Origin of the sequence: Desulforhopalus singaporensis, from assembly GCF_900104445.1 — a bacterium.
Lineage (GTDB): Bacteria > Desulfobacterota > Desulfobulbia > Desulfobulbales > Desulfocapsaceae > Desulforhopalus_A > Desulforhopalus_A singaporensis.
This window is the reverse complement of record NZ_FNJI01000001.1, coordinates 208,868-233,799: the sequence shown is the minus strand read 5'-3', so window position 1 is coordinate 233,799 and position 24,932 is coordinate 208,868. Positions and strand designations below refer to the sequence as shown.

The 24,932-nt window shown below is 52.1% G+C and carries 20 protein-coding genes; 10 read left to right on the top strand and 10 right to left on the bottom strand.

The features are described from left to right. Positions 1-4: 4 nt before the first annotated feature. The 10 genes from dut to BLQ17_RS00935 form a co-directional block, all read right to left on the bottom strand. Positions 5-460 carry a dUTP diphosphatase gene (gene dut, locus BLQ17_RS00980; protein ID WP_218121689.1) on the bottom strand — a complete coding sequence of 152 codons (456 nt, stop codon included), beginning with the start codon at positions 458-460 and terminating at the stop codon, positions 5-7. Positions 461-558: 98 nt separating this feature from the next. Further along, a complete protein-coding gene (pnp, locus tag BLQ17_RS00975) occupies positions 559-2,643 on the bottom strand; it encodes a polyribonucleotide nucleotidyltransferase (protein ID WP_092218853.1) in 2,085 nt (694 codons plus the stop codon). 196 nt (positions 2,644-2,839) lie between these two features. Beyond that, entirely contained in the window at positions 2,840-3,109 is a 270-nt protein-coding gene (gene rpsO / locus BLQ17_RS00970) for a 30S ribosomal protein S15 (protein WP_092218852.1), read from the bottom strand. 181 nt (positions 3,110-3,290) lie between these two features. Beyond that, positions 3,291-4,091, bottom strand: coding sequence for a tRNA pseudouridine(55) synthase TruB (truB, locus tag BLQ17_RS00965; RefSeq protein WP_245694913.1), 801 nt, complete (start codon positions 4,089-4,091; stop codon positions 3,291-3,293). Further along, complete coding sequence (locus tag BLQ17_RS00960; protein ID WP_245694912.1) at positions 4,060-5,094, bottom strand: DHH family phosphoesterase; 1,035 nt, start codon at positions 5,092-5,094, stop codon at positions 4,060-4,062. Before BLQ17_RS00960 ends, truB begins: the two co-directional genes overlap by 32 nt. Next, positions 5,063-5,485, bottom strand: coding sequence for a 30S ribosome-binding factor RbfA (gene rbfA / locus BLQ17_RS00955; protein ID WP_092218849.1), 423 nt, complete (start codon positions 5,483-5,485; stop codon positions 5,063-5,065). The genes BLQ17_RS00960 and rbfA overlap by 32 nt, the downstream gene beginning before the upstream one ends. Before the next feature lie 11 nt (positions 5,486-5,496). Next, on the bottom strand, positions 5,497-8,358 hold the full coding sequence (gene infB, locus BLQ17_RS00950) for a translation initiation factor IF-2 (protein ID WP_245694911.1): 2,862 nt from the start codon (positions 8,356-8,358) through the stop codon (positions 5,497-5,499). A gap of 74 nt (positions 8,359-8,432) precedes the next feature. Then, positions 8,433-8,633, bottom strand: a complete 201-nt coding sequence (locus BLQ17_RS23625; RefSeq protein ID WP_407919115.1) for a YlxR family protein — start codon at positions 8,631-8,633, stop codon at positions 8,433-8,435. A 9-nt stretch (positions 8,634-8,642) separates the two neighbouring features. Then, positions 8,643-10,058, bottom strand: coding sequence for a transcription termination factor NusA (gene nusA / locus BLQ17_RS00940; protein ID WP_092218843.1), 1,416 nt, complete (start codon positions 10,056-10,058; stop codon positions 8,643-8,645). An 84-nt stretch (positions 10,059-10,142) separates the two neighbouring features. Next, positions 10,143-10,664, bottom strand: coding sequence for a ribosome maturation factor RimP (locus BLQ17_RS00935; protein ID WP_245694910.1), 522 nt, complete (start codon positions 10,662-10,664; stop codon positions 10,143-10,145). Positions 10,665-11,227: 563 nt separating this feature from the next. Here BLQ17_RS00935 and BLQ17_RS00925 point away from each other — a divergent pair. The 10 genes from BLQ17_RS00925 to BLQ17_RS00880 all read left to right on the top strand — a co-directional run bounded on the left by BLQ17_RS00925 (position 11,228) and on the right by BLQ17_RS00880 (position 24,925). After that, positions 11,228-13,681 (top strand): DNA topoisomerase III, encoded by a 2,454-nt coding sequence (locus tag BLQ17_RS00925; RefSeq protein WP_092218840.1) that lies wholly within the window; start codon positions 11,228-11,230, stop codon positions 13,679-13,681. A 30-nt stretch (positions 13,682-13,711) separates the two neighbouring features. Then, positions 13,712-14,086, top strand: a complete 375-nt coding sequence (rsfS, locus tag BLQ17_RS00920; protein ID WP_092218838.1) for a ribosome silencing factor — start codon at positions 13,712-13,714, stop codon at positions 14,084-14,086. Between the two features lie 92 nt (positions 14,087-14,178). After that, positions 14,179-15,573, top strand: coding sequence for a threonine synthase (thrC, locus tag BLQ17_RS00915; RefSeq protein ID WP_092218837.1), 1,395 nt, complete (start codon positions 14,179-14,181; stop codon positions 15,571-15,573). A gap of 154 nt (positions 15,574-15,727) precedes the next feature. Next, positions 15,728-15,919, top strand: a complete 192-nt coding sequence (tatA, locus tag BLQ17_RS00910) for a twin-arginine translocase TatA/TatE family subunit (RefSeq protein WP_092218834.1) — start codon at positions 15,728-15,730, stop codon at positions 15,917-15,919. Positions 15,920-15,954: 35 nt separating this feature from the next. Then, positions 15,955-16,209 carry a twin-arginine translocase TatA/TatE family subunit gene (tatA, locus tag BLQ17_RS00905; RefSeq protein ID WP_092218832.1) on the top strand — a complete coding sequence of 85 codons (255 nt, stop codon included), beginning with the start codon at positions 15,955-15,957 and terminating at the stop codon, positions 16,207-16,209. Between the two features lie 406 nt (positions 16,210-16,615). Further along, positions 16,616-17,755 (top strand): class II glutamine amidotransferase domain-containing protein, encoded by a 1,140-nt coding sequence (locus tag BLQ17_RS00900; protein ID WP_092218830.1) that lies wholly within the window; start codon positions 16,616-16,618, stop codon positions 17,753-17,755. Further along, positions 17,713-19,353 carry a glutamate synthase-related protein gene (locus tag BLQ17_RS00895; RefSeq protein WP_092218828.1) on the top strand — a complete coding sequence of 547 codons (1,641 nt, stop codon included), beginning with the start codon at positions 17,713-17,715 and terminating at the stop codon, positions 19,351-19,353. The genes BLQ17_RS00900 and BLQ17_RS00895 overlap by 43 nt, the downstream gene beginning before the upstream one ends. 72 nt (positions 19,354-19,425) lie before the next feature. Next, positions 19,426-21,759, top strand: coding sequence for an FAD-dependent oxidoreductase (locus BLQ17_RS00890; RefSeq protein ID WP_092218826.1), 2,334 nt, complete (start codon positions 19,426-19,428; stop codon positions 21,757-21,759). Between the two features lie 157 nt (positions 21,760-21,916). Beyond that, entirely contained in the window at positions 21,917-23,998 is a 2,082-nt protein-coding gene (locus tag BLQ17_RS00885; protein WP_092218824.1) for a metallophosphoesterase, read from the top strand. A gap of 240 nt (positions 23,999-24,238) precedes the next feature. Continuing rightward, complete coding sequence (locus tag BLQ17_RS00880; RefSeq protein WP_092218822.1) at positions 24,239-24,925, top strand: TIGR00153 family protein; 687 nt, start codon at positions 24,239-24,241, stop codon at positions 24,923-24,925. The last annotated feature ends 7 nt before the right edge of the window (positions 24,926-24,932 follow it).

Here is a 24,932-nt window from a genome sequence, read left to right as displayed (position 1 = left end):
TTCGTTACACCCCGGTATGACCGAAGCCCCCGGCTCCTCGCGCTGTTTCGGCCAGTTCTCCGACCTTTTCGAATCGACAGACAACTACAGGGGCAAGGACCATCTGGGCTATCCGATCCCCCCGGTTGACGGTAAAAGGAACCGTTCCGTGATTTATAAGGGGAACCTTAACCTCCCCCCGGTAATCCGAATCGATGGTCCCCGGGCTGTTGATCAGGGTCACCCCGAATTTCACCGCAATTCCTGAACGGGGCCGGACCTGGATTTCGTATCCTTCGGGAATGGCGAGGCAGAAACCGGTCGGAATAAGCCTTATCGCCCCAGGGGGAACTTTTACCGGCTCTTTTACCGCCGCCTCAATGTCCATTCCGGCCGACCCTGCGGTTTCATAGGAAGGCAGCTTCAGATCATCTCCGTTACGAGGATCGAGCCACTTGAACAGTACCACTTTACTTTCCACTTTTACCCCGTCATCGATGGAAAAAAACAAAAAAAAGGGCCGATTCACATAAATGCGGATTCGGCCCTGACAAACTTTGTTGCACCGTACTAAAACGATCAGGAATCTTTTTCCAACAGCGCCTTGCGGCTCAGACGGATACGACCACGATTATCCACATCCAGGACCTTGACTTCGATCTCGTCGCCTTCGCTGACCACGTCGGATACCTTGGCCACACGCTTGTGATCAAGTTCGGAAATATGCACGAGTCCATCGGTGCCGGGGAGAATTTCGACAAAAGCTCCGAAGTCTTTGATGGTCTTTACCACCCCTTTATACACTCCGCCCACCTCAGCCTCAGCGGTGATCGACTTGACCTTTTCGACAAGAGCGTCGGCAAGTGCACCGTTATGGGCAAAGATCTTGATGAGTCCTGAATCGTCCACTTCTATCTTGGCATCGAATTCAGACGAGAGATCCTTGATAATCTTTCCACCAGGTCCTATGATATCGCGGATTTTATCCGGGTTGATCTTGTGGACCATGTATTTCGGTGCGTGATCGGCCACCTCGTCCCTGGCCCTGGAGATGCTCTTTTCCATTTCAGAGAGGATATGCAGCCGTCCGTTTTTGGCCTGGCTCAACGCCTTGCCCATAATCTCTTTGTCGACCCCGTCGATCTTTATATCCATCTGCAGGGCGGTGACGCCATCACAGGTACCGACAACCTTGAAGTCCATATCCCCAAGGTGGTCCTCGTCGCCAAGGATATCTGAGAGAATGACAACTTTTTCTCCCTCCTTGATGAGGCCCATTGCAATCCCGGACACCGGCCGTTTCAGTGGAACACCGGCATCCATCATCGCCATGCTTCCTCCGCATACGGTGGCCATGGAGGAGGACCCGTTTGATTCCAGTATCTCGGAAACCACCCGTATTGAGTAGGGAAAATCTTCTTCATCGGGGAGCACCGCTTCAAGGCCGCGGGTGGCGAGCGTACCATGGCCGATATCGCGGCGGGACGGTCCCCGCAGCATCCGCGCTTCCCCCACGCAATAGGGAGGGAAATTGTAATGCAGCATGAACCTGCAGACGACTTCGCCGCCCAAGGTCTCGATGCGCTGTTTGTCCCGTTCACTGCCCAGGGTGGTGCTGACCAGCGCCTGGGTCTCGCCGCGCGTAAACAGTGCGGACCCGTGGGTTCTGGGGAGATACTGCGTCTCGCATGAGATGTCACGGATCTGGTCGAACGTTCTGCCGCCTATGCGAATCTCGTCTTGGGCGATTCGTTGTCTCATGTATGATTTTTTGTAGGAAGAGAGGAGATTTTTGATCTCTTCCTTGTTTTCGCCCTCGGGATCGAGCGCTGTTGTCACCTGCTCCAGCAACTGATCGAAGACTCGACCGCGTTCGAGTTTATCTGAGGTATTAAAGACCTGCTCCATACCTGATGCGCTGATCTCTTTTACCTTTTCGAGCAGTTCCGCGTTTACCTCGGGAGCAACGACTTCCGCCTTGACCTTTCCTGCGGTTTTCTGCAGCTCTTCCTGTATATCGATGAGTGGCTGCAGATTTTCAAAGGCATAGAAAATACCTGACAGGACTTCATCTTCGCTCAGTTCGTCAGCCTTCCCTTCGACCATGACAATGGCCTTTCTGGTGCAGGCTACGATAATGTCCATAGAGGAATCGGCCAGTTCGGAGACCGATGGGTTGAGCACATATTTGCCATCGATAAAACCGACCCGCCCTCCGGCGACCGGTCCGTCGAACGGAATATTGGAGATAGTCAGAGCACAGGAAGCACCGGTCATTGCCAGTACATCGGGCAGGGTTTCCTGGTCTGCGGAGAGCACAGTCGCGATAACCTGCGTTTCCGACCGGTACCCTTCGGGGAAAAGCGGGCGCATCGGCCGGTCGATGATCCTGCAGGTGAGTACTTCATTATCGCTCGGCCTGCCGATCTCGCGACGAAAATAGTTGCCGGGAATACGACCGACTGATGCCAGCTTTTCCTGGTATTCGATGGTAAGGGGTAAAAAATCCACATCGGGCCGACTTGCTCCCGCACCTACTGCAGTTACCAGCAGTACCGTTTCACCCGATCGGATAACGACAGATCCTGATGCCTGTTTGGCGATTTTTCCAGTTTCGATGGAAATAGTCTTTCCACCGATCTCTGTTTCAACTTTGTTAAACATGATTTCTCCAGATGTACAGCATCAGGGAAAGGCGCAGTGCCAATTTTCTCGACTGGATTATCCACCAGCCCCGTATGCTTTGTTCTCGGTCTTTTATAAACAACAAACACCTCAAACGGCGACTTTTTAAAACCGTTTGAGGTGTTACATGGCACTATGCCTTCATCAACAAGCAGTCCTGCGACCTGCTCTCTTGTTACTTGCGTAGTCCAAGTTCCTGCAGAATCTGTCGATACTTGTTGATGTCTTTTTTCTTGAGATAATCAAGAAGGCTACGTCTCTGGCCGACCAGCTTGAGCAGCCCCTGCCTTGAATGATGATCTTTTTTATGAACCTTGAAGTGTTCGGTAAGGTATTGGATCCGGTCGGTAAGAAGTGCAATCTGGACTTCCGAAGATCCGGTATCCGTCTCATGGGTTTTGAATTTCTCAATAATTTCGTTTTTCTTGACAGCTGACTGTGCCACGACAATCCTCCTGAAACTCTATGGACAAAAATATTTTTGTTTACAATTGGTTTAATTTTCGGGGTGTCGATATTCTGACCGCTCCGAAGTTACTACAACAAATGGCTTGCATTCCTGGTGGCGAACCGTGCAGACCGGCTAGATACTTTTGTGAAACAGTAAAGTTATCCAACTTAACAGATTATTGCAACAATTTAGCGACTTGTTCAACAGTTAACATGGTTTTTAAGCATTCATCAAGGGCCCCGGGTCCGGAAAGCTGCTCCCACCCAAGAGCATTTGACACGGAAAAACAGCCACTTCTAACCCTTCGCAGCTGATTAAGATGGGCACCGCATCCCAGTGATCGGCCAATATCCTCAGCCAGTGTCCTTATGTAGGTGCCTTTTGAGCACACCACCCGCACCGACAACTCCGGATAATCAGCGGTGAGCCGATTTTTTCCGCTATCAATCCGTTCAAGAGTTTTGATCTCAACCTTGCGCGGTTCTTTTTTTATCTCTATACCTTTTCTTGCATAATAGTAGAGCGGCTTTCCTTTATGCTTCAAGGCCGAGTAACTTGGAGGTGTCTGCAGTTGCCATCCCCGGTATTTTTCCAAACAGGCCTCTACTTGTTCCGGCCCGATACAGCCCACATCCTTTTGCGAGACTATTTCTCCTTCCGGGTCCTGGGTGGTGGTTTCGACCCCCAGCCGGAGGGTGGCGAGGTATTCCTTTTCTCCCTCCATAAACCGCGATATCAATCTGGTTGCCGGCCTACCGCCGCATACGATCAACAAGCCGGTGGCAAACGGGTCGAGGGTCCCGGCGTGGCCGACCTTTTTGATGGAGAGAATCCTCCGCATCACGCTCACCACTTTAAACGAGCTGATACCTGCGGGTTTGTCGACCATAAAGATCCCCGCGCTAAACTGTTCAGGCTGCAGCGACACCATATAAGTAACGTTTTCAGCAGTGACCGGCCTGGTCATGGTCATCATTTTCAAGGGCCCTGGCAAGTACCGTCCTGAGTTCCTCGATGACCTGACCGACGTTTTTGCCAGAACACCTGAAGCCGGCCGCGTTCCGATGGCCGCCCCCTTTAAATTTTTTTGCCACCTCCGACACGTTGCACTGTCCCTTGGCCCGCAGGCTTACCGCCACATGACCGCTGCCGCTCTCCTTGATCAGGGCCGCAACCTTGACGACTTTCAGAGAACGCGGAAAGTTGATGAACCCTTCCAGGTCTTCTATCGAGGCTCCGCTGTCATCAAGCATCTTCTGCGACACGTGCATGAAAGCTATCTGGCCGTCATGGCTGAGTTCCACACTGCCCAAAGCCATCTCCAGCAGCTTCAGTCGCTCCCTGGAGTAGTTGTCGTAGAGATATCCGGCCACCGTATCCGGCCTGACTCCTGCCTTAAGGAGTTCGCCGACTATATGCATAGTACGGGCGCTGGTGCACTCATAGCGGAACGATCCGGTATCGGTGCATATCGCGACATAGAGATTGAAAGCGCAGTTTTTATCGACAGCGGCGCCGAGGGCGAGGGCAAGTTCATAGACCATTTCACCGGTGGATGACCTGGTGGCGTCAACCCATCTTGCGGTACCGAAATCTTCATGGGACTGATGATGGTCGATGACCAGGAAAGATGTCTCCTTCAGGAATTCACCCTTATTCTCGCCTAAACGATCGCAGTCACCGCAGTCAAGAGCTATAGCCAGGATATCGCCTGCCGCCGACTGCCGGAAAGTGCGATACTTTTCAAGCCGGGTCTGGGCCCGCTCGGTTTCCGGAAGAAAATCGTAGAGGTGGGAGACCGGCTCTTCGAGATAACAGAATACCGTTTTGCCAATGGATTCAAGGATGGAAGCCAGAGCAAGAAGGGACCCCAAGGCGTCCCCGTCCGGATGCGTATGTGTGAAGAGGACTATATTGGACCGCTCACGAATAGCCTGGACAATTTCCTCAGGAACCATTCTCTCCAGACTCCCTTTCATTTTTTATCTGCGCGAAAATTTCTTCAAGCTCCGCCACTTTGTCCGCAGTATTATCATATCGAAACTGCAGTTTGGGTGTAAAGCGCAGATTTAACGTTTTGGCAATTTGGCTGCGCATGAAGCCACCGGCCCTCTGGAAACCCTTCTCTGCAGCCTTCACCTCTTTGTGCCCGCCGAAAACGGTAAAGAAGATTTTTGCCATAGAGAGATCTTCGGTCACCTCCACCCGGGAAATGGACACCCCCTGCAGCCTAGGGTCAGCCACCTTGGTCACCAGAAAAGTCGACAACTCCATCCTGATGGCCTCGCCGACTCTCACCGACCGCTTTTTTCCGGTATCAGCGCCGAGCCCGGCGTCATCAAGCGTTTTTTTAGGATCCCAAACAGACACAAAGACTCCTTTTATTCAAGCGTTGCTTCAATTTCTTTCACTATGAACGCTTCAAGGTTGTCACCCACCTTGATATCGTTGAACTTTTCAACACTTATTCCGCACTCGAAGCCTGAAAGAACCTCTTTCACATCGTCCTTAAATCTTCTGAGAGATTCTATTTTACCGGTGTAGATTACAACTCCATCTCTGAGCACCCGCACCTTGGCGGAACGGATAATCTTCCCGTCCAGTACTGCACAGCCGGCGATGGTGCCAACCTTGGGCACGCTGAAGGTATCACGAACCTCTGCCAGTCCGATAACCTCTTCTTCAAACGTCGGGTCAAGCAAACCGACCATGGCCTTGCGGATATCATCAAGGGCATGATAGATGACATCATAGGAGCGGACATCCACCTGCTCGGTTGTTGCAAGCTCTTTTACCTTGATCGAGGGGCGCACGTTGAAACCGATGATGATCGCGTCCGAAGCCGAGGCCAGCAGGATATCCGACTCGGTAATCGTACCGGTGCCCTCGTGAAGGATCTTGACCTTGATTTCCTTTGTCGAGAGATCCTCTGCCGCTTTGGCAAAAGCCTCGAGAGTTCCCTGGACATCTGAGCGCAGAACGACCCTGAGCTCTTTCATATCGCCCTCAGACATCTGTTCAAAGAGTTTGTCAAGTGATATCTTGCTCTTGACGCCGAGTTCGCTCTCCCTAGCTTTGAGCGACCGAACATTGGCGACGTTTCTGGCCATTTTTTCATCGGTTACGACGATAAACTCATCACCGGCACTGGGAACACCGGAGAGTCCCTGGACCTCCACGGGGATGGACGGTCCGGCCTGGTCAATGTTCTGTCCCTTGTCGTCGAGCATGGCCCGAACTTTACCGCTGTATTGACCGACAACAAAATATTCGCCGAGGTGAAGCGTCCCGTCCTGGATCAGCACCGTGGCCACAGCGCCTCTGCCTTTATGCAGCTGGGCCTCGATGACGCGACCCCTGGCTTTCCTGTCTTTATCGGCACGCAACTCAAGAATCTCGGCCAGAAGCTGGATCGATTCGAGCAGGCTGTCGATCCCGATATTTTTTTTCGCCGACGTCTCACAATACATCGTTTCCCCACCCCAATCCTCGGGCATCAGGTTGAGTTCGGAAAGTTCCCTCTTCACCCGGTCGATATCGGCGTTGTCCTTATCGATCTTGTTGACCGCTACTATAATGGGGACATCGGCCGCCTGGGCATGGTGAATTGCTTCCCTGGTCTGGTCCATGACACCGTCATCTGCGGCGACCACAAGAACAACAATGTCGGTAACCTGGGCTCCCCTCGATCGCATCTCGGTGAACGCCGCATGACCGGGAGTGTCGACAAAGGTTACGTCTCCGGCCCCGGAACGGACCCGGTACGCACCGATGTGCTGGGTAATTCCACCGGCCTCGCCATGGGCGACGTCAGTTTTGCGAATCGCATCAAGAATCGAAGTCTTGCCATGATCGACGTGTCCCATGACAGTGACCACTGGAGATCTGGGCTGCTGCTCGCCGCCCTCTTCCGCTTCCCGAAGCATCTGCATCCCGATTTCCTCGGTTACTCCCTGCTCTACTTCATAGCCGAAGTCGGCGGCGATAACCATCGCCGTATCGGTATCAACGGGCTGGTTGATGGTGGCCATGACCCCTAGTCCCATCAGTTTGGCTATAACTTCGCTCGCCTTCACTTTCATATTCTGGGCCAGATCACCGACGCTTATAGTATCGTAGACCTTGAACCGTTTCTTGCTGGCCTTCATTTCCGCGGGAGGAGATACCGCTTTTGGCATCCTTCTCCCTCTCCTACCCATCTTGCCGCCATCGCGTCCCTGATAGTCCTGGCCAAAGTGGGTGAATTTAACATTTTTCTGTCCCTTCTTACCGCCCCGCCTGGTGTCTCTTTCCTTATCGTCATCAAATCCGACACGCTTGCCTTTCTTGCGATTGCGGCCGCCCTCTTTTTCAACAATTACTTCCTGCTGGCCCGCACCGTCAAGTTGACGCCTCTGCTGCGGTCCTTTGGCCGGTTTTCTCTTTGGCCTGGGCGCAGCACCACCACTCTCTTCAGACTGCGGCAGTTCGATGGTACGCACCACCCTTGCCATAGGTTTTTTCTGCGGCGGAGTTTTTATCTTCTTCTTTTTCTTGACCGCCTCATCCGGTTGGGCCGATTTCTGCTGCCTGTCTTTCTTGTCGGCAACCTCCTTGACCTCTTTCACCGCGGGGGCTTGTTCGGCAACCGGTTCCTTCCCGTCTTCCGTGGTCTTTTCCTGAGCTTTCTTTTTCTCTTCAACCCTTTCGACTGCTTCTGGTTCCACCTTTTTAGCTGCCCTCTCCGGCTCGACCTCTTCTTTTTTCTTCGCCTCGATCTCTTTTTCCGGCAAAGTGACGCTTTCTGGAGCCGGCGACGAGACGACCCTGGCCGGTTCTTCCTTTCTTTGAGCACCCGTGTCTATGCGGGCGGCCTCGACATCTGGTCTGTGTTCATCAAGCTTCACTGATTTTTCGTCAACCGGCGGAGCCTCTGCCGATTCTGCCGACTCCGCTTCTTCAGCATCTGCATCTGTCTGCTCAGTCTGCTCCGGCTCGTCCTTGACCTTCGCTCGTCTGCGAATAACCGTCGCCCTGCGCCTTATTACGGTGCCACCCTCTTTGTCGCTGTCAATACGCTTTTCCACCAGTTCAGTGTTGGCCGATTTCAGAACAGTATTTCGTATTTTCTCAGCCGTATCGTCGTCTACCGATGAACTGTGACCCTTAATATCATAACCAAGCTCAATCAGTTTATCGGTTAACGCCTTGCTGCTCATGCCGGCCTCTTTGGCCAACTCATATACCCTAACTCTGCTCATCATCTACTCCCGTATTTCATCGCAACAGTCATTTGATTCGTCCGGTAAAAAAAACGCACCATATTATATATTTTTTTCTAAAGACGAAACAATCTTTTCCACTTTTTGCTCATGCCGAGGAACCGGCTCAAACATCGTTCGTCTGAACAACAGTATACTCCTCGGCCCGGCATCTTCTGGTCGGGGTCGGCCATCACCTTGTTTTCCGCCCACACAAAGCGCAACAGATCATGTTTTGCTTTCTTCGCTTTACAGGAGCAACAGGTACGAAATGACACCTTCACCCTTCATCCGTTCCGGCTGTCTTCACCTTCTGCATTGAAGCCGGAGTCGTCCCCGGTTTCAACCTCACTGTCGTCAGTTTCCGCAGTTTCGTTTTCCGCTACAGTCTCTTTTCCCGCCACAACCTCCGCGGCCGGTGACTCCTGCGCTGTTTTTTCGTCTTCTTTCTCGTCTTCAACCACTTCAACCGCCGGAGCCGTTTTCGCTTCTGCTATAAGTGCCAGCGCAAATTTTTCATCTATTGCGCGAAAAACGACCAGCTCCTCGACACTTCTGGCACCGAGCTGTTCTGCCGAAGTTATTCCTTTGGCGAAAAGCTGGTCCGCCAGGGCTTCATCCATCCCTTGCAGTTTTAAAAGAGAGTTGTAGCCGGGATCCGACAGGTTGGCGTAACGCTGTTCACTTTTCACGTCTATCCGCCAGCCGATCAACTTGGAAGCCAGTCGTACATTCTGGCCCTGCCTACCGATTGCAAGCGACAGCTGATCATTTGGCACAACCACAAGCAGCGAGTTCGCTTCTTCGTCGGCCCTGACCATGCTTACATGAGCCGGGGCCAGGGCGTTGTACACGTATTTAGCCGGATCCGGACTCCAGGTGACGATATCGATGCGCTCCCCCTGAAGCTCCTGCACCACGTTCTGCACCCTGGATCCTTTCATGCCAACACAGGCGCCCACCGGATCGACATCGCTTTCCGAAGAACTCACCGCAATTTTGGCACGAAACCCGGGTTCACGGCTAACCCCCATGACCCTGACGATACCTTCACTTATTTCCGGCACTTCCATCTGGAACAGCTTGGCCAGGAATTCGTCGCAGGTTCTCGATAGAACCAGCTGCGAATCACGGCTGGTCTGCCGAACCTCTTTGAGATAGGCACGGATCCTGTCCCCCTGCTTAAAGGATCTCTTGGGGATTTGCTGATCCTTGGGCAGAATAGCGTCGGTCCGGCCAAGGTTGACAACCATATTGCCTCGTTCAAAGCGCTGCACGATGCCGCTGACAACTTCACCGATGCGATCCTTGAACATATCGTAGATCACCTCTTTTTCCGCATCCTTCATGCGATGGATAATGACCTGTTTCGCCGATTGGGCTGCAATTCTTCCCAGATCGGTTATATTCTCCATCTTTTCCCCGAGTTCATCGCCGAGCTGCACTTCGGGATCGAGTCGTTTGGCCTGTTCCAGTCCTATTTCGGTCTGTTCGTCTTCAGCTTCCTCCACCACAATCCGAAACTGGAAGACTTCCACTTCACCGTATTCTTCATTATACCGGACCTCAATATCCCTGCGGCTTCCGAATTTTTTCCTCGCCGCAGACTGAACCGCCTCTTCGATTGCCTCTATCAGTAATGTCTTATCAAATCCCCGATCTCTGCTGATCTGGTCGATTATACGTTTTAAATCTGACAGCATTCTACTCCCTCGTCCCTATGACTTACGCCTCCGATGGTTCGGCGCCTCACAATCTTCTCTACAAACAGTATCCAGGATAACAAGTCAAAAAACCAGCCTGGCCTTGTTTATCATTTCAAAAGTAAATTCCAATGGGGCTCCGCTCTCAAGCTCCAGTACGATTGTCGAGTTCTCAACAGTTTTAATCAGGCCAACGAAGCTTTTCTCGCCATCGATCGCCTCATGCAGCCTGACTTTGGCCTTGTCGCCCTTGAATCTGGCAAAATCATCCACTGACCTGAGCGGCCTTTCAAGACCGGGGGAAGAAATCTCCAGATTGTACGCATGATCGATAATGTCTTCCACATCAAGATACTGCCCGACCTCTCGGCTCACATCACTGCAATGGTCAAGCGTCACGCCTCCATCCCGGTCGATAAAAACCCGCAGTACCCATCCATGTCCTTCCCTGCGGAACTGGACATCAAACAGCTCAAGCCCCATGGAGGGCAGCAATTCATTCAGATAATCTGTTATTTTTTCGATAATCAATTCGCTCATAATCGACACCAGCACACACCGTCCCTGGCGGCCGGACGCGTTGCTCAGCCGCAAAAACGATGCCATACCCGATATTCGGGCATAAAAAAAAGCGGGCAAAGCCCACTTCTCAAAAGCCTTCCCGCCTTCGCAGGAGGTATAACCGGTTTTCTCCTGCCACTTTGCTGCGGATACAAGAGATGGTTCCAGAAGCAGAGTGACTTGAGGCAAAGCTCAACCAGACAGAATTTAATCACAACCGGAGCACTTTGTCAAGCAGAATACTCACCTGTTCCCTGCGGCGATCAACAATCTTTGACACGTCCGCCACTGTGTTGCGCCACCCCTCTGCAGAAATTTTCGGGTGCAGACAGGAGCAGAAAAAAAAATCGGTTTTAGCTGGCGCAAATCCCTCGTGGTTAAAATTCTATTTGACAAAGTTTTAATGTGCCTTTATTACATCGTCTGTTTCAAGAACCTTCCTGCTTCTCATTTGCATGACGTATCGAGAATCATCATCAATTGGGATTCTGCCATTTTCAGATTCAATACTTGTCTTGCACAAGCTGCCGTCACATTGTTTAACATCCGGGAAGAAATAGAAGCCATCGGCAATACGACGGTACGCAGAAGAACCACAGATAATATTTATGACGGATAAAACTTTAATCATCGCCGAGAAACCCAGCGTCGCTCAGGACTTGAGCAAAGTTCTCCCGGGCAAATTCAAGAAAACCAAGACCCATTTTGAAAGCGACCGCTACATCGTCTCGTACGCTATCGGGCACCTGGTGTCCATCTGCTACCCCGAGGAAATAGACCCGGCCTATCAGAAATGGGACATGAACAACCTGCCGATCCTGCCGGAGAGTTTCCCCTTGAAAGGTTTGGACGGCACCAAGGCACAACTCAACGCCCTGCAGAAGCTTATCCGCAGAAAAGACGTCATCGAAATAATAAATGCATGCGATGCCGGCCGGGAAGGTGAGCTTATATTCAAATATATCGTCAAGTTCGTGTGGAACAACTCGGTCGCGAAAAAATCGTTTAAACGGTTGTGGCTGCAGTCGATGACATCCGATGCGATCAAGAGGGCTTTCTCCTCACTTCGCAACAATGAAGAGATGCTTCCCCTGGAGGACACCGCCCTCTGCCGCTCTGAATCCGACTGGCTGATAGGTATCAACGCCACCCGGGCCCTTACCGGGTTCAATTCCCGCAAGGGCGGCTTTTTCCTCACCCCCTGCGGCAGGGTCCAGACCCCCACCCTTTCACTGCTGGTCAAAAGGGAAAAAAGCCGGATCGACTTCACCCCGGAACCTTACTGGAATCTCCAGGCGACCTTTGATTTTGGCAAGGGGACATACCAGGGAAGGTGGATAGACCCGGACTTCAAAAAAGATCCCCAGAACTCATACAAACGGTCCGATCGGCTATGGAATCGAGAGGACGCAGAAGCAATCATGGAGAAATGCCGGGAAAAACCGGCTGAGGTGTCAGAGCAGACCAAGAGGACCACACAATCCTCCCCTCCGCTTTACGACCTCACCCTGCTCCAGCGCGAAGCAAACTCAAGGTTCGGATTTTCCGCCAAGAACACCCTTGGAATCGCCCAGGCATTGTATGAAAAGCATAAAGTCCTCACCTACCCGAGAACCGACAGCAAGCACCTGCCGGAAGACTACGTCGACTCCGTCAAAAAAATAGTCGGACTGCAGACCCAGTGGCAGCTCGGTAAATTTGCCGCCGAGGCGCTTGAAAAAAAATACATAAAAAACGACAAGAAAATTTTTAACAACGCCAAGATCTCCGACCACCATGCGATAATTCCGACCAACCTGCTGCCCAAGCAGCTTTCCGAACCGGAATTTAAGATCTACCAACTTGTGGTGCAGCGTTTTCTCGCTGTTTTCTTTCCGCCCGCGGTGTTCATGAACACCAGGCGGCTCTCGGTGGTGGAATCGGAAACATTTCTCACAGAAGGAAAAGTGCTGGTCGACGCCGGATGGAAAGCTATCTACAGCGGAGAAAGAACCGGAGGAAATGATAAAATCCTCGAACAACTGCCCGAAAATGCCAACATCGTCTGCGACAGCTTGCAGTGCGAAGAAAACGAAACCACGCCGCCTGCCAGGTTCAGCGAGGCGACCCTTCTTTCGGCAATGGAAAACAGCGACAAGCTGGTGGAAGACGAGGAACTGGCCGACGCCATGAAAGAACGGGGGCTCGGCACTCCTGCCACCAGGGCTGCAATCATAGAAAAACTGATAAAGGAAAAATATGTGGTCAGGGAGGGCAAGGAGCTGACTCCGACGGGAAAAGCCTTTGAACTCCTCGCCCTGCTCGAGGCGATGAAGATAGACGTGCTCGCCTCTCCGGAGATGACCGGTGAATGGGAATACAAGCTCAACCAGATCCTCAAGGGAGAGTTCACCCGGGACAAATTCATGGCCGAAATACGCGCCATGACCAACCATATCATCGATCAGGTAAAAAATTTCGAATCCCGTGAAGTCCGCCCGGAAGCGCCTTTCAGCCCGGTGAACGGCATACGGCTCTTCTCCTCTCCCACCGCCTACATTTCCGAGGATGAAAAGATCACCATTCGCAAGATTATCGGCGGCAGACTCCTCAGCGATGAAGATGTCACGGATCTGCTTACCGGCAAAACCATAGGACCCTTCAGCGATTTCCGGTCCAAACGGGGAAAGCCGTTCACCGCCTCGGTCAGACTGCACAACAACAAGGTCGAGTTTTTATTCGCCGACTCCACGGACGAACTCGATACAGACGAGATAAAGAAAACCACTCCCCTAGGCGTCTCTCCAATCGATGGTTCCCCCGTCTATGAGACCCCCATGGCGTTCATGTCCGAATCTTGTCTTGACGGCGACCGAAAAAAAGGGTTGAGGATAAGCAAGGTCATACTGTCCCGGGAAATCAGCGCGGCAAACATCAAACAACTGCTGGAACAAGGAAAAACCGAACTGATAAAAGGGTTTATCTCGAAAAAAAGAAAATCATTTGATGCCTATCTCGTTCTGGCAAATAGTGGTAAGATAACATTTGAGTTCCCACCGAGAACCCCAAAGGGTAAAAAATAATATTTCCATAACTACCTGACAAAACAACGAATGAAACAGATAAAAAAAGAATATCGAGACAAATCCGGCCATGACCTGGCCCAGATATGCGCCAGAGCCGCCCTTGATACCAAAGCCGAAGATCTGGTGATCCTCGACGTTCGCGGACTGACCACATTCACCGAATACTTCGTCATCATGAACGGCAAGTCGACAAGACACGTACAGGCTCTTGCGGAAGCGATTGAAGGTCAGCTGCGATCAAAAAGAATAAACGCTTCAAAGGCTGAGGGACTCAACGAAGGCATGTGGATTCTGCTCGATTTTGACGATGTGGTCGTGCATATTTTCTATCATGAGCAGCGCAGGTTTTACGACCTTGAAGGCTTGTGGTCCGATGCCAAAAAGCTTGATGTGGAAAAGTAAGCAAGAGATATAGTGCATTTTGTGGCACAACTAACAACAACGCAGAAAATTATCCTATTTTTTCAAACATCAAACCAAAGAAGACCAATACCATGCAATACTTAAGTACTAGAGGGGGAATATCCCCGATCTCCTTTACCCAAGGGGTGATGATGGGGCTAGCCGAAGACGGAGGACTGTTGCTCCCCCGCACTATTCCGCGGGTTGGCGGTGAGACTTTTGCCTCCTGGCACGAACTCAGCTACACTGAACTCGCCTTTGAGATACTGTCGAGATTTATCGACGACATCCCGGCAAGCGACCTGCGTGACATTATCAACAAATCCTACGCCAGCTTCAATCACCAGGACGTCACCCCCCTGATCCACCAGGGCGGACTGCACATCCTTGAACTGTTTCACGGGCCGACCCTGGCGTTTAAAGATGTGGCCCTGCAGTTTCTCGGCAACCTCTTTGAATATTTACTGCAAAAAAGCGGCGAGGTGCTCAACATCGTCGGCGCCACCTCCGGAGATACCGGCTCTGCAGCCATTTACGGAGTGCGAGGCAAAAGCAGAATAAACATCTTCATCCTCCACCCTAAAGGGCGGGTCAGCCCGGTGCAGGAAAAGCAGATGACCACGGTCCTTGACGACAACGTGTTCAACCTTGCCATCGAAGGATCCTTTGACGACGGCCAGGCCATTGTCAAGAAAATCTTCAACGATGTCGAGTTTAAAAACAGATACAGGCTCGGAGCGATCAACTCAATAAACTGGGCGAGGGTTCTGGCACAGGTTGTCTATTACGTGCACAGTTGTATTCACGTGTCCAGCCATGAAAAAGATTCCTCGGTCGATTTTGCCATTCCAACAGGAAATTTCGGCGACATTTTCGCTGGCTATATTGCCAAGAAGATGCTGCCTCCTGGCACCATCCGCCAGCTGGTGCTGGCCACCAACGACAATGACATCCTGTCGCGATTCGTCAACAGCGGCGACTATTCCCTGGGCGAAGTCAGAGCTACAACCAGCCCGTCGATGGATATTCAGGCTGCATCCAACTTCGAACGCTATCTCTACTACCTCACCGACAGCGACACGGCAAAAACCCGCGACCTGATGGAACAGTTCAGCGCAACAGGGAAAATCGACCTCAAATCCCATCTCGACCAGGTCAAGAGAGATTTCGCCGCCGCCGCCGTAACGGAACAGGAAGTGTTCGACACTATCAGGACCTTTTATACCGAGCACGGCTACGTCCTCGACCCGCACACCGCCGTCGGGGTCAAGGCCGCGTTGCAGTTACGGACCGCCGGCGTGCCGATGGTCTGCCTGGCAACTGCCCATCCGGCAAAGTTCGGTGAAGTCGTCGAATCCGCAACAGGACAGCCGATGGTTTTCCCTGAACCACTTCAGGGAATCGGCGACAAACAGTCCAGGTGCCAGACAATCGCTGCAAATGTTGCAGAAATTCAAACATTTGTTGCCAACAACAGCCTCACATAAAATGTGGTGCAAGAAAACGACATCGAAGAGGAGCTCAAGCCAATTCTTGACAACACCATTAGACTGCTCTAATGTCGAAGGTGAAAATATTGGAGAGCAATACTGAGCTTGACAGCTCTTTTTACAACATTGTTTTTATTTGCGAGGAAAGATTATGTTTGGACTTGGAATGCCTGAACTCATCGTTATTCTGGTTATAATAGTTATCATCTTTGGTGCCGGCAAACTGCCTGAAATAGGTTCGGGCATCGGCAAGGGGATAAAGAATTTCAAGGATGCAACCAAAAAGGAAGAAGTCACCAAAAAAATTGACGACAACGACGGCGACGAGGAGACGAAAGCCTGACGGTCCTCGCACCCATTGTTCAGGAGGAGTATTCAATGTTTGGACTTGGCACACCGGAACTCATTGTTATTCTGGCTATTGCGTTTCTCATTTTCGGCGGTAAAAAACTTCCTGAGATAGGCTCTGGTCTTGGCAAAGCCATAAGTTCTTTTAAAAAAGGCATCCAGGATGTTGAGCAGGGTGGAAAAGACCTGGTAGAAGACATCCCTGGAATAAAAGAAGTTTCTGAAATAAAAGGAAAAATTGACAGCGTCAAAGATATGACCAAGGTAAAGAACATACTCAAGTAAAACTCCGCCTCTTTCATAAAAAAAGCCACTGATTCCTGAGGAATCAGTGGCTTTTTTTATGCCCACCCGGCTGATTCTTCCGCATGCCGGTCGCCCCTCCCTTTTCTCAGTGCGTTGCCCCCTGCTGTCGATTCTTGAGACCATTCTCAACACCCTCATCTCCCAATTCAGGCACCGCCACCCTGATGCAATCATCTTCCGGACAAGAGGACGCCTTGCCACCGAGGCAACCATTTTTCATCCATTACATTCTCGCAGCACCACACTATTGACTTTTTTGTAACAATCATTTAATTATTTTAGCTCAATCATACGTTTTTGTCGTTTAATATCTTACAAAAACGTGCAACTTTACATAAGCCAATTCAAAGGCAGCAGCAGATTTTTTTTATTATCGGGAGAAAACATGTGTCGGTTAGCCCTTAAAAGTGCCAATGAGCCTTTTTCCCCCTACGAAGTTCTCACCGCGATGGAGGCGATGCAGGAGGGGTATGACGGATCGGGCCTTGGTCTTTTACTCCGAGGTCTGGAGTTTGAAGATTTCAAATACAATCCCAATTTCCCGGTTCTTTCCGGTATCGCCCACACCGAAAAGGCGTGGAACACGATCAAGGACTACATGGAGGAACGCGGGTACGAACTGAAGTATGACCATCGATTCCACCATGAAGAAGGCCATATAGAGGCAACGGACCGGTTTCGCTACTTTATGCGCGCCTACCGGATGCCGCCTGCGTTCAGGGACAAAAGCACCGAAGAAAGAGAGGAGGAGTTGCTCAAGACCAGACTTGCCCTGAGAGCGCTTTCCAATGACGACAACAAGATAACCGTTTTCTCTTTCTATCCCGACGTGGCGATGATCAAGGAGGTGGGATGGCCCCTGCAAATAGGCAACGGGTTATGCCTCCACGACGGCCAGATCAAATCGCGCATCTGCATGGCCCAGGGACGGCAGAACACCAACTACGGGATCAATCTCTACGCCTGCCACCCGTTCTTTATCCAGGGGATCTCTACCATGACCAACGGTGAGAATACCGCCTTTGTCCCGATCCGGGACTGGCTGATCGGCAAGCAGATTCCCGGATACATGGGGTATCAGAGCGACAGCGAAGTATTCACCCATATCCTGCATTACACCCTGAAAAAGCTCAAACTCCCGCTGCAGGCCTACAAGCATATCATAACCCCCCTCAACTCCGGCGAGCTCAAAAATCACCCTCAGGGGGAATTTCTCAGCGGGTTGAGACAGGCGTGCAAGCGCCTTATAATCGACGGACCCAACGCCGTTATCGGCACCCTTCCGGATGAGACCAGTCTTTTGGTCATGGACCAGAAAAAACTTCGTCCCGCCACTGTGGGCGGGCGGGAAGGAGCCTGGGCCATTGCCTCCGAACTGTGCGGGGTTGACGCTCTGGTCCCTGACCGCGACCCGTCTTCTGATTTTCAGCCCATGCGCGAACACACAGTTATTATACCTCCCCATAGAAAGGAATTAGAAATATGGTCTCAATACGATCCGTTTCCGTCAATCCAGGCAGCCTAGCCCTATCCGATTTTCCGTGGATAATTCATCATCGGGAAGACCGGTGCACTCTCTGCGGTCAATGCACCGCGGTGTGTCCCAAAGGCGCAATACGGCTGGAGTACATGCGCAAGCGCCTGCCCAAACTTGATGTTTTCCAGAAGCAAAGGGGCAGTGAATACAAGACTTTTACCGGCATTCGCCAGGTCATGGACATGGACCACATGTGCATCGGCTGCGCGATGTGCTCCATGGTCTGCCCCAACGAGGCAATTGCACCTGTTTCAGGAACCAATGAAAACAGGACGCTCTTTTTCAACAACAGAAAAGGGGAACCCCTCAAGAGGGGCGGCCGAAGGAATGCCACGGGTCCCACCTTGCTGGACAAAATGATGTTCACCCGCATCTCCATGTTGACAGACCCCGCTCTCGATGCCGGACGCCATGAATTCACCGCCACGACCACCATCGGCAGGATACTCTCTCCGGAGGATTTTCTCGATCGGACGCTCAACGGCGGCTGGATTCCTGCCACCCGGGAAATCTTTCCCTTTGTCATCGGCTCCATGTCTTTTGGCGCACTCTCGCCCAACATGTGGCTGGGACTGCTCCAGGGAGTGGCGTACTGCAACGAGGTGCTCGGCATCCCTGTGGTCATGTGTACCGGCGAAGGCGGCTGTCCGCCGTGGGTCCTCAGAAGCCCTTACCTGAAATATATTATTCTGCAGATCGCCTCCGGCTACTTTGGCTGGGACGAGATCATCAGGGCCATTCCCGAGATGCAGTGCGATCCCGCAGCTATCGAAATCAAGTATGGCCAGGGGGCAAAACCCGGCGACGGCGGACTGCTCATGTGGTACAAGGTCTCCAAACTGATCGCCCGGCTCAGGGGCGTCCCCGAAGGGGTCGATCTGCCCTCCCCGCCGGTTCACCAGACCCTCTACTCAATTGAAGAAAGTGTCATGAAAATGACCCAGACCCTGTCCATGGCGTTTAACCATAAGGTACCGGTCTATCCAAAAATTTCCGCCTCCACCTCGGCAAAGGCGGTACTGAACAACCTGGTGCGCAACCCGTACGCCGCAGGACTGATGATCGATGGTATCGACGGAGGAACGGGCGCTGCTTACAACGTGTCGATGGACGCGACCGGACATCCGATCGCCTCCTGTGTTCGCGACTGTTATCTCGACCTTGCCAAGCAGGGCAAACAGAACGAGATTCCCATTTTTGCCGCAGGCGGGATCGGGAAAAACGGAAACGTCGCCCAGAACGGAATGGCCATGATAATGCTCGGCGCCTCGGGGGTTCATGTCGGTAAATATATCATGCAGGCTGCAGCTGGCTGTCTCGGTAATGAAAAAAACAGATGCAACGTATGCAACCTGGGGATCTGTCCCAAAGGCATCACCAGCCAGAACTCCAAGCTGTACCGCAGGCTTGACCCGGACAAAGTAGCGCAGCGAGTGGCGGAAATATTTATGTCGATCAACACCGAAGTCAAAAAGATCATGGCTCCGCTCGGCAGGTCCCAGAGTCTGCCGATCGGTATGTCGGACGCCATCGGCATAAACGACAAGGCTGCCGCAGAGAGACTGCAGATCAGATATATCTGCTGATAATTGAACAGAACCAGCAAAGAGAGAAACCGATCCCTCAAGGATCTTCATTCTCGCAAGAAGGAGCATTCAGTGGCTACAACGGTTGTAAAAGGTCTAAACGAACAAGGTACCCGCATCAACTCCATGGAGTTTGAGAAGCTGATACGAAATGCTGCCGCCACCTCAAACGATCTCATCCTTGAATCTTTCGGGCAACATAATATCGGCATCCGGCTGCAGCATGAAGGCGGCTTGAACCTTACGGTCAGAGGTCCGTCGGGACAGCGGCTCGGGTGTATGGGCATGCCCGGAACCAGGATAATCTGCGAGGGAGCGACTTCAGACGATGTCGGCTACCTCAATATCGGCGCGGAAATAACGGTTCTCGGTGACGCCTCCAACGGCGCCTGCAACGCCATGGCCAACGGCAAGGTTTTTATTGGCGGTTCCATAGGCGCCCGCGGTCTCACCATGACCAAGTGGAACCCGGATTACGCCAAACCCGAGCTCTGGGTGCTGGGCTCCACCGGAGATTCCTTTGCCGAATTCAACTGCGGCGGAATCGGCGTGGTGTGCGGGATTGACCCTAAGAGCCCGCACAACATTCTCGGATATCGTCCCTGTGTCGGCATGGTCGGCGGGATCATCTATTTCCGTGGTAAAATTGATGATAGTTATGCCAAAACCAACGCCAAGCTGGTGCTTCCCGACGATGGGCAGTGGCAATGGCTGCAGCAGAACATAAAAATATTCCTCGGCCGAATCAGACGCCCGGAGCTGCTTGAAACCCTCACCAGGCGTGAAGAGTGGCGGGCGCTTGTCGCCATTACCCCGCAGGAACGGGCGCTGATGTTCTCAGGCCCGATGGTGATGGCCGAGTTCAGAAACGAGCACTGGAACAAAGCCTTCGGCGGCGATCCGCTGCGAGATCTCGCCCCGGGGCTTGACCGCAGTCCTATCGAGACCATTGTTACCGGCGATCTCAGGAGAAAAAAACCATACTGGGCAAACCATGAATCCGCTGCACCGTGCACCTATTTCTGCCCGGTGCATATCCCCACCGTCGACCGGCTCAGCCTCATACGGGAAGGACGGATAGACGATGCCTATGAAATGCTGCTTCGCTACACCCCGCTGCCCGCATCGGTCTGCGGCTCGGTCTGTCCGAATCTGTGTATGGAAAACTGTTCGCGGCAAGGTGTCGATGAGCCGATAGATGTGGCGACACTCGGCCGGGCCGTCGGCCACATTCAGGCTCCTTCCGTACCTGAACCCATCGGTAAAAAAGTTGCAGTCATCGGCGGCGGACCGGCCGGCATAAACGTCGCCTGGCAACTGGCACTGCATGGAATTGAAGCCCATATCTTCGAGCAGGACGACAAGATCGGCGGCAAACTCGCCCAGGTAATCCCCTGGGAGCGGCTCTCCCAGGCGATCTGGCACCAGGAGATCCAGAGATTTGCCAATACGCCGAACATCTTTATCAACCTGGGCACCAGGCTGACCAAGGAGAAATTCGCAGAGCTGCGGACAAAATACGACTATACCGTAGTCGCCGTCGGAACCCACGCCCCCAGGATCCTGCAATTTCCGGGAAGCGAAAGGGTGGTGCCGGCGCTCGAATTCCTCAAACAGGCAAAAAGCCCGGCGCCTCCGGCAGTGAGCGGTGAAGTGGTGGTAATCGGAGCCGGAAACGTCGGCTGCGACGTAGCCTGTGAAGCATATAGACTGGGGGCTGAAAAAGTCGTCCTCGTCGACATCCAGAAACCGCTCGCATTCGGCAAGGAAAAAGAAGCCGCCGAAAGACTCGGCGCATCCTTCAGGTGGCCTGTTACCACCAGGGAAGTGACGGACGAAGGAGTGTGGACATCAGACGGCGAACTGATCCCGGCCAAGACGGTTATTATCTCCATCGGCGATGTCCCGGCGCTCTCTTTTCTACCAGAAGACGTCGAGACCGTAACCGTTGGTGGAGCCGCATGGATCAAGACCGACAAGGCCCATCTTACCTCCGACACCCGGTTGCTGGCGATCGGCGATGTTGAAAAGCCGGGACTTGCAACCCACGCTCTTGGCGCCGGAAAGACAGCGGCGGAATTCATTATCGCAAAATGCAAGGGAGTCGAATGGAAACCTTTCGACAAACCGCTGATCCCCCAGCAGGCGTTGACCATAACCCACTACATCCCAACACAGCTTGCAGCTTCGGAACAAAACCAGGCCGACCGCTGCCTGTCCTGCGCCTCATGCCGTGATTGTCACCTTTGTGAAACCATCTGTCCAACCGGTGCTATTTCCAAAAGGGAGTTGCCAACGGGTTCTGAGACAGGGTATGAATATATCTCAGATGACAACAAATGTATTGGTTGCGGATTTTGCGCCGACACCTGCCCATGCGGGATCTGGACGATGAACACCTTTTAATTTGATCTGCCATGATTATTTTACAGTCAAACTGGCAAATAATCATGGCAGACCGGATATGTCTTTCAGGAATTTCCCAAGGGACCCAAAAGTGGACGACCGGCGCATGAAAATTACGCAGCTTTAACGGACACCACCCTATTACCCTGAGAGTAGTATGCTGGACCCCCTGAAGAAAATTTTAAAACCAATCCAGGATCTGCAGAATGTTCGGGGGGTTGCTCTTCCGATCGGCCTTGAATTCCTCCAGTTGATCGTGACCGGCCCGCCAGGGTCCGGGAAATCATACTATATCGAACAGATCGGCGGATGGCCCAACGAGGGATATATCGATCTCACTCAGAAAGGATGGTGGAAAAACAAATCCCTTGTCTACCGGCCACGGGAAGTTCACCTCGGTCTGCCTTTCAAGGGCTTTAAAGAAGCCCTCACCGTATTTGACAAAGAGGTCGTGGAAAACCCCGAGCCCCTGGTGCTCGAACTGAACAGAATTGTGGTACCGCCTGCCAAGGACGCCTTTTTACAGTCCGATTGGCGCACGAGATTTATTTTCGAATTTCTCATTCCCGACCCTGCCACCATATTTGAGCGACGGATGGCAAGACAGGTAGAGGGATATTTTCCCGTCGACGAAAATCTCACCCTGGAAATGGTAACCCAACAGGTGACATACTACAGGGAAATTGCCCTTTATCTCCACCGGGCCGGCCTGAACGTTTACCTGCGGAAGGATTTACAGAGCCCACCGATGTGGATTTCGGAGCGGGGGGTGGCCAAAGTACCGCGATGGACCTTGAGCAACAAACCCAGAAGACCGACCCTGAAAACCCTCACCGGCTGGAAATACCTGCTGCGGAGTCATTCCACCATCAAGTGGCTGACTCTGAGCGATGAACTGCAGGAGATCTACGAGCCGTGCCGGATCGCCCACGACGGCAGGAGTTTTGAACTTTTGGCAGGTAAAATCAGGCTCCGTTTCCAACCGGAGATAGCACTTGGTGTAAAAAAGAGGGCTGCCAAGAAAAACTGGATCATCAATACCGAGCAGGGATGCTCCACCAGAAACATCAACGGATTCATGCGGATTCTCGTTGGGGAAACCATTGTCATAGGTCGCCTCAACAAGGACTATGAGAATCTTTTCCATTTTGACGACAGCGTCGCCAAACGACACCTCAGCATCACCAATCGCAAGGGTGACCTGATCCTGACCCCTCTCACTTTCGACAAGACCACGGCAATAGTCAGGGTCGACGACAGTGATTACCGAGGCCGGCTGGCTCGCGAAAGGCGCAAGTCCATCCTGAACATACGCACCATCTACGGCCAGGACATCGAATGTCTTCCCCGCGGCCGGGCACTCAAGAGCATCAGACAGGTCAATCGACTCCTGCAGAACGAACCGTGCAGGCCCAAAACACAACTGGGCGCACCCGGAGGAATAGTTGAGCTGACCAAGGATACCACCCCGGTTTTCATCGGCGACCTCCATGCCCAGGTAGACAATCTGCTGAAAATTTTAAGCGAGAACTGTCTACTTGACTGCATGCGCATGAAAACCGCTACCCTCATTATCCTGGGCGATGCGGTTCACGCAGAGACCTCAGGGGAAATGGAGGACTTTGAAACGTCGATGCTGATCATGGACCTTATTTTCATGCTCAAACTTCGCTTCCCGGAAAACCTGTTCTACATCAGGGGAAACCACGACTCCTTCGATCCTGAAATCAGCAAGAACAATTTTCTGCAGGGAGAACTTTTCAAAGAAGCCCTTTTGCAGCAGCGCGGCAAAGACTATGTCGAGGAGATGCAGCGTTTTTACGACAACCTCCCCTACCTGATAGTAGCCGGCGACTTCGTCGCCTGCCATGGCGGCCCGCCGCGGATGGACACCACCCGCAAGGATCTGATTGAAATAGGTTCCAACCCGCGGCTGCAAAAAGAACTGACCTGCAACAGGATCAACCGGCCGAACAACCTCGCCGGTTATACCAGAAAAGACGTCAAGAGATTCCGTCACCGGCTAGGAATCCCTGCTAAAGCACGGTTCATAGTAAGCCACACCCCGCTCGACCCCTTCGGTAGTTACTGGCTCCATGCCGGCACCATTAAGAATCATCACATCATCTACAGCGCCCACGCCGACGGGCCCTGTGCCATAATCCGCACCGACAGCGGTTTTATGCCGATAACCTTTCCGGCCGAACCGTTAACCGATTTTATTAACAACATCAAGTAACGGCCATATACAGTCGATGTTTTTTATTACCAGACCACCAGACTAACAAGACCGATATTAATCGTAATCAAGCCTGTTTAGCCTTGCCCGGAAACCGGATCGAACAATAAAAACTATTGACTTTTAACCAATACATAGTAATGAGCGTGCACTGATTACGACGTTATTAAATCACGTTGTAATTTCCAGTATCAACCAACCGAAAAAAATTCAATGCGTCGCGACCAGGAGGATCATACTATGCCTATTATGTCAAATCGCCCGCTATCAGGTCTTCTCAGGGGATCTCCCTTTAAACCCATACAGGAACATATGTCGGTAGTTTTTTCCTGCGTCTGCCTTATCCCTCCGCTTTTTGACGCGGTATTCAGAAAAGACAGTGAGGAAACCCTCGATTTTGCCACCCAGATCAGCACACTCGAGACCAAAGCCGACAAGCTGAAATCGACCTACCGGCTGAATATGCCGAAATCGCTGTTTCTGCCCGTTGACCGGAAAGACCTGCTCAGCCTTATCGCCGATCAGGACAAGATCGCCGATACCGCCGAAAATATAGGAAAAATCTTTCTTTACCGGACAATGCAGGCGCCAGAAGAGCTCAGGGAACTGCTGGATGAGCTGCTCGAAGCGACCATGGATATTTCCGTAGCCGCCCGCCAGATGATCGAAAGACTCGACGAACTTCTTGAGGTCGGCTTTGCCGGCAGGGAAACACAGAGAGTTTCCCAGATGATTGCAAAGGTTCGTATCAGCGAGCACAACATTGACGACATTGTCCACCGGACAAGGAAAATGCTTTTTTCCATTGAGAACAAGCTGGATCCCGTTTCGGTAATGTTCTGGTACAATATCATCGAATTGCTCGGACTTGTCTCCGACCAATCGGAAAACCTGGCTGATCGAGTACTACTCTTCCTATCCAAATAAAACCTAG